This window comes from Mycobacterium sp. TH-M106, assembly GCF_057473765.1.
The window spans coordinates 1-4,700 of sequence record NZ_JBYCLE010000419.1 but is presented as its reverse complement, the minus strand read 5'-3'; the positions used below and the strand labels follow the sequence as shown (position 1 = coordinate 4,700).

4 protein-coding genes and 1 pseudogene are annotated in these 4,700 nt (G+C 69.7%); 3 read left to right on the top strand and 2 right to left on the bottom strand.

Annotated elements, in window-relative coordinates; all coding sequences use genetic code 11:
• Positions 1–347, top strand: a 347-nt coding sequence (locus AC2VOP_RS14670) for an enoyl-CoA hydratase-related protein (RefSeq protein ID WP_486961652.1), incomplete at its 5' end; no start/stop codon positions are given.
• Positions 348–454: 107 nt separating this feature from the next.
• Here AC2VOP_RS14670 and AC2VOP_RS14665 read toward each other — a convergent pair.
• Complete coding sequence (locus tag AC2VOP_RS14665; protein WP_486961651.1) at positions 455–1,600, bottom strand: thiolase family protein; 1,146 nt, start codon at positions 1,598–1,600, stop codon at positions 455–457.
• 103 nt (positions 1,601–1,703) lie between these two features.
• Positions 1,704–3,359: a PGRS repeat-containing protein gene (locus AC2VOP_RS14660; RefSeq protein ID WP_486961650.1), complete on the bottom strand. Its 1,656-nt coding sequence runs from the start codon at positions 3,357–3,359 to the stop codon at positions 1,704–1,706.
• A 171-nt stretch (positions 3,360–3,530) separates the two neighbouring features.
• On the opposite strand from AC2VOP_RS14660, the gene AC2VOP_RS14655 reads away from it, so the two are divergent.
• Together AC2VOP_RS14655 and AC2VOP_RS14650 are read left to right on the top strand one after the other, a co-directional pair.
• A complete protein-coding gene (locus AC2VOP_RS14655; protein WP_486961649.1) occupies positions 3,531–3,869 on the top strand; it encodes a TetR-like C-terminal domain-containing protein in 339 nt (112 codons plus the stop codon).
• A 121-nt stretch (positions 3,870–3,990) separates the two neighbouring features.
• Positions 3,991–4,700 (top strand): annotated as a pseudogene (locus AC2VOP_RS14650) (5-methyltetrahydropteroyltriglutamate--homocysteine S-methyltransferase); the annotation flags it as partial.

Here is a 4,700-nt window from a genome sequence, read left to right as displayed (position 1 = left end):
CGTCGGCGCTGGTGGCCGCCGCGATCGGCCGGACCCGCGCGATGCGGATGGCGCTGCTGGCCGAACGGATCTCCGCTGCCGACGCACTGGCCTGGGGGCTGGTGAGCGCGGTCTACCCGGCAGACGAACTCGAGGCCGAGGTGGCCCGGGTGCTCTCGGGTTTGCTCGCCGGCCCCGCCGCGGCACTGGCCAAAACCAAGCATGCCGTCAACGCCGCCACGCTCACCGAACTCGACAATGCCCTGGACCGAGAATACGTGGGACAGTCAGCCCTGTTGTCCGCCAACGACTTCCGTGAGGGTGTGCGCGCATTCCAGGAGCGCCGCAGACCGAACTTCACCGACTAGCCCCTCCCTTGCCCCTCCCTTGCCCACGCGAGCATGCACAGAATCGCACAGCAGACGCCCGCTGAGTGCGATTTTGTGCATGCTCGCGCCCGGTGATTCCCGGTCGGTCAGAGCAGCTCCACGATGGTGGCATTGGCCTGGCCGCCGCCCTCGCACATGGTCTGCAGGCCGTAACGAATCCCGTTGTCGCGCATGTGGTGCAGCATCGTCGTCATAATGCGGGCTCCGGACGCGCCGAGCGGGTGGCCGAGCGCGATCGCACCGCCCTTAGGGTTGAGCTTCTTCTCGTCGGCGCCGATGTCGGCCAGCCAGGCCATCGGTACCGGGGCGAACGCCTCGTTGACCTCGAACACGCCGATCTCGTCGATGCCCAAGCCGGAGCGTTTCAGCGCTTTCTGGGTGGCCGGGATCGGCGCGGTCAGCATGATCACCGGGTTGGCACCGGCCAGGGTCGCGGTACACACTTTGGCGATCGGGTTGAGCCCCAACGCCTTAGCTTTGTCGGCCGACATGAACAGCAACGCCGCCGCACCGTCGGAGATCTGTGACGAGTTGCCGGCGTGGATGACGCCGTCCTCTTTGAACGCCGGCTTGAGCTGAGCCATCTTCTCGATCGTGGTGCCGCGGCGGATGCCCTCGTCTTTGCTGATCGCGTTGCCGTCGGCGTCTTTGATCGCGATAATCTCATCATCGAAAGCACCCGAATCCTGTGCTGCAGCAGCCTTTTCGTGCGAAGCCAGTGAGAACTCGTCGAGAGCGGTGCGGTCGAAGCCCCATTGTTCGGCGACCATCTCAGCGCCGATGCCCTGGTTGGGGGTTTGGCTGTAGCGGTCCCGGAAGGCTTCCGGGTAGGGGTGACCACCGTTTGCCAGCGAAGAACCCATCGGCACCCGCGACATGGACTCCACTCCGCCGGCGACGACGACGTCGTAGTGCCCGGCGACCACACCGGCGGCAGCGAAGTGCACCGACTGCTGACTGGATCCGCACTGGCGGTCCACGGTCACCCCCGGCACGCTCTCCGGCCAGCCGGCGGTGAGCAACGCGGTACGCCCGATATCGATGGCCTGCTCGCCGGCCTGCATGACACAGCCCCAGATCACGTCCTCGACTAGCTCGGGATCCACGCCCGCCCTGCCGACCAGGCCGTTGAGCACCTGCGCGGACAGTTCCGCGGGATGCACCCCGGACAACCCTCCGTTGCGCTTCCCGACCGGTGAGCGCACTGCCTCCACGATGACGGCTTCAGGCATGGTCGTTCCCTACCTTTCTCGATAAGTGGTTATTGCCATCGATTGTTGACTAACCTACTGCGGATTCTCCGCCCGGGGGGCATAGCGACGGCGTCAACCTCGACTACAGCTGACCTTGGACATTGCCGGGGCTGATCGCGCTGTCCGAACTGCTGGAAGTGCCGGGGCTGCCGGGACCGCCGGGGCTGCCGTCGGGGACGCCGGTGCCACCGTCACCGCCTTTACCGCCGGCACCGCCACCGGTATCGGAGGGGAGTGTGCCGTTGCCGCCGTCACCGCCCTTGCCGCCGTCGCCGCCTGGACCATGGGGAGTGCCGGTGCCACCGTCGCCGCCCGAGCCGCCGTTGCCGCCGGTGCCACCTTGGACGAAGCTGGCCTGCGCGCCGGTGCCACCGACGCCGCCCTGGCCGCCGGTTCCGCCGGCTCCGCCGGTGCCTCCGTCTATGCCGGCGCCGCCGGCACCGCCCACTCCCCCGTTGCCGCCGAGACCGCCGGTGCCGATGCCCGACGACGTCACCTCGCCACCGGTGCCGCCGGCACCGCCATCACCTCCGGTGCCGCCGTCGGGGTGCGCGGCCGTGCCGATACCTCCGGAACCACCGTTGCCTCCGTCACCGCCGGCACCGGGTTGGTTGAAGCCGACGGGAGCACCGTTGCCGCCGTCGCCGCCGTTGCCCGGGGTAGCGGTGGCGATCCCGGCGCTACCGCCCTGTCCCCCGTCGCCGCCGTCCCCCGCGTAGAGCGGACGCACCGAGCCTATGAGGCCGGTATGCGGGCCGCTGTTTTCGCCGGCTACCAAGCCATTGAAGTTTGCGCCCGGCGAGCCGCCGTCGCCGCCGGCACCGCCGTTGCCGCCGGCACCGCCGTTGCCGCCGTCACTCCCGGCGACACCCGCCAATCCGTTGCCACCGGCACCACCGACCCCACCGTCACCACCGCCGCCGCCGATGCCCAGACCAGAGCCGCCGGCCCCGCCCTCACCGCCGTTGCCGCCGGTGCCGCCGTCGCCGCCAGCCGGGTCGGCGGCCGTGCCGTCGGTGCCGACGCCGCCAGCACCACCGTTGCCACCGGCCCCGCCGTAGCCGAACAGCCAGCTGCCGTGTCCGCCGGTCCCGCCGTTGCCGCCGGCCGTGCCGTCCCCGTCGACGCCGGTCAGCCCGGCGCCGCCGTTGCCGCCGGAACCGCCGAAGCCCATCAGCCAGCCGCCGGTGCCGCCGTCACCGCCGTTGCCGCCGGCCCCGCCGACACCGCCGGCGCCCCCGTTGCCGAGCAACCCGGCCGCGCCGCCGGCCCCGCCGGCCTCGCCGGGTGTGGTGGGGTCGAAGCCGGTTCCGCCATCGCCGAACAGCCAGCCGCCGGCACCGCCATGGGGATCGCTCGCCGTGCCGGGGTCGCCGTTGCAGATCAGGCCACACGCGCCATCGACGGCGAACGGCTGGTTGATCAGGTTGTCGAGCTGCTCACCGAACGAACTGGTGACCCAAGCCTCGCCAAGCTGGTGAGCCCAGCCGTAGAGGATCGTGGGCCCGGCACCGAGGATGGCGGCAACCGGCAGCACGAAAGCGTTGCCGAGACCGGCGAGGAGACCGGAGAGCTCACCGCTCACATCTTCGGGCAGGTCGGCCCCAGCCAGCGCGGGCGTCATCAGGGCGTCGACGCCGGCGCCGCTACCGGCAACACTCGCCCCGTCCAGGATGGAGCCGACGATGTCGTCGACAACGTCGGCGTGCCCGGCCGGTGCCCATGCCAGCGGGGTCATCCCGAATGCCAGAAGCGCCCCCGCGGACGCTCCCCACGCGATCGCACGGCGTGCGGTAGTGCTATGGCAACTATGGCAACCGGGCATTCCCAATCCTCCCCCAGACGAAATCGGTGACTACCCATGGTGCACCATCTTCGCCGACGATGCAAAGCTGGTGGTCTACATAAGATGTTGCTGATCACAGCTGTTACGACGCGGCGGCGACGAGCCGCTGCCTACCTGTCCTTTTCGCGTGAACAACCTGCCGCGTATCGCACCCTGATGGGGGTGGTGGGCGAAGTCCACGACTGGGCGCCGGATGAACTTCCCGGCATCGAGTCGTTCACCGTGCTGCACGACGCGGTCGTCGATGTGCGCCGCACCCAAACCGGCGAGGCGCTGGTGGCCGCGGCGGCGATATGGGCACAGCTGCACGGGATCGCCGAGCTGACCCACAACAAACCTACGTTCCCGTGGCCGCCCACCGACGCCCTGCTCGACCACGTGGTGGCAAGCGCCCGCGCGTAGCGTGGCAGCAACGGCTGCCTAGGTGTGACGGCGGCAGTGTTGGGCTGGTAATTTCCACGTCGACCGCATCGGCCGGGCGTCCGGCGGCGGTGACCACCCTCGTCTATTGAAGGATCGACTTGTGACCGCTGCACCATTTACCGCCACCGTTACCGGCTCCCCACGTATCGGCCCGCGCCGCGAACTCAAACGCGCGACGGAGGGCTACTGGGCGGGCCGGACCAGTCGAAGCGAGCTGGAGTCGGTCGCCGCGAAGCTACGCCGCGACACCTGGTCCGAACTGGCCGCAGCCGGTCTGGACTCGGTTCCGGTCAACACGTTCTCCTACTACGACCAGATGCTCGACACCGCGGTGCTGCTGGGCGCGCTGCCCGCCCGGGTAAGTGGTGTCGCCGACGAGCTGGACCGCTACTTCGCCGCCGCGCGGGGCACCGCCGACATCGCCCCGCTGGAGATGACGAAATGGTTCGACACCAACTACCACTACATCGTCCCGGAGATAGGGCCGGACACCCGGTTCGCACTAAACCCCGCCAAGGTGCTGGGTGAGCTGAAGGAGGCTCAGGAGCTGGGCATCCCGGCGCGTCCGGTGATCATCGGCCCGATCACCTTCCTGCTGCTGAGCAAGGCCGTCGACGGCGCGCCCGCGCCGATCTTCCGGCTCGACGAGCTGGTGGACGTCTACGCCGAGCTGCTGTCCCGGCTGGCCGACGCTGGCGCGACCTGGGTGCAGATCGACGAGCCGGTGCTGGTGACCGACATCTCCGCGGACGCACCGGCGCTCGCCGAGCAGGTCTATTCCCGGCTGGGTGGGGTGGCCAACCGGCCCGC

Bases quoted from the DNA above. Each gene is read 5' to 3' on its own strand.
- AC2VOP_RS14665 (WP_486961651.1), bottom strand. From the start codon at position 1,600: ATGCCTGAAGCCGTCATCGTGGAGGCAGTGCGCTCACCGGTCGGGAAG.
- AC2VOP_RS14660 (WP_486961650.1), bottom strand. From the start codon at position 3,359: ATGACCCCGCTGGCATGGGCACCGGCCGGGCACGCCGACGTTGTCGAC.
- AC2VOP_RS14655 (WP_486961649.1), top strand. From the start codon at position 3,531: ATGTTGCTGATCACAGCTGTTACGACGCGGCGGCGACGAGCCGCTGCC.